The organism is Adlercreutzia shanghongiae (assembly GCF_035830635.1).
In the GTDB taxonomy this organism is placed as follows: Bacteria; Actinomycetota; Coriobacteriia; order Coriobacteriales; family Eggerthellaceae; genus Adlercreutzia; species Adlercreutzia shanghongiae.
In genome coordinates this window covers 1-1,319 of record NZ_JAYMFI010000055.1, presented here as the reverse complement: position 1 = coordinate 1,319, position 1,319 = coordinate 1, and the positions used below count along the sequence as shown (strand labels likewise).

Annotated in this window: 1 protein-coding gene; it reads left to right on the top strand. The window is 66.3% G+C overall.

The features are described from left to right. Positions 1-1,057 (top strand): IS256 family transposase (locus VJ923_RS12170; RefSeq protein ID WP_326441855.1); only part of this gene is annotated, 1,057 nt, incomplete at its 5' end. Positions 1,058-1,319 lie beyond the last annotated feature (262 nt).

Here is a 1,319-nt window from a genome sequence, read left to right as displayed (position 1 = left end):
CGACCTCATAGGCGCCGACCGCTACGAGAGGACGGCAGAGCGCGAGGCCTACCGCGCCGGCCACTACGAGCGAGGCCTCACGACCACCTCGGGCCGGGTCACGCTCAGAATGCCCAAGCTCAAGGGCATGAGGTTCGCCACGGCGATCATCGAGCGCTACAAGCGCCGCGAGACCTCTGTGGAGGAGGCCATGATCGAGATGTACCTGGCCGGCGCGTCCACCAGGAGAATCGAGGACGTCTCCGAGATCCTGCGGGGATCGTCCGTGTCGGCGGCCACCGTCTCCAACCTCAACGACAAGGCGTTCGAGGCGTTCGAGGCGGTCGAGGAGTGGAGGAGCAGGCCGCTCACCTGCGGCTGCCCCTACGTCTTCGTCGACGGCATCTACCTGAAGCGCGCATGGGGCGGCTCCTTCGAGAACGTGGCGGTGATGGTGGCCATCGGCGTCAACGACGACGGTTACCGCGAGGTCATCGGCGCCGCCGAGGGGCTCACCGAGTCCGCCGAGTGCCGGAGGGAGTTCCTCTCGTGGCTGAGGGCCCGCGGGCTTGCCGGCGTGCGCATGCTCACCGGCGACAAGGCCGCCGCCATGACCGGCGCCATCGCCGAGGTGTTCCCGGGAGCGGCCTACCAGCGCTGCACGGTGCACTTCTATCGCAACGTCCTGTCCAAGGTACCGAAGTCCAGGCGGAGCCGAGTGGCGGCCATGCTGAAGGCGATCCACGCCCAGGGGTCGCTCGATGCCAGCATGGAGAAGGCCGCGGCGGTGGCGGCGGCGGTGGACGAGATGAGGCTGGCGGCAGCCGCCAAGTGCGTGCGCGAGGGCGCCGCCGAGACGCTGACCTACACGCGCTTCCCCATGCGGCACTGGCGGCGCATCCGCACGAACAACGCCATAGAGCGGCTCAACCGCGAGATCCGCCGCCGGACGCGGGTCGTGGGCACGTTCCCCGACGGCAAGAGCGCGCTCGGGCTGGTGACGGCCAGGCTCAAGTACGTGGCCGACAGCGAATGGGGATCGAGAAGGTACCTGGACGTGTCGCTGCTGGACGAGTAACCATGCCGACGGCCGGCAGCCGCCTGCTGGAATTTGCGCAAGAGTCTGGACGGTGCCCTACTTGAGCCCACGAAAGTTGGGCCTTCTACCCCAGGAAGATGATTGCCTCCTCCGGATTCATCGCGGAGACCCAGCGCATCATCATATTGAGTAGTAAGCCCTCGCGGTACCATCGGTCAGCGGAATTGGTACCGTCAATCAGCTGAAGAAGGTACCGCGAGTAAGCTGTTGGTACTGCTCTATGACTCCTTGTCTGTTTTGG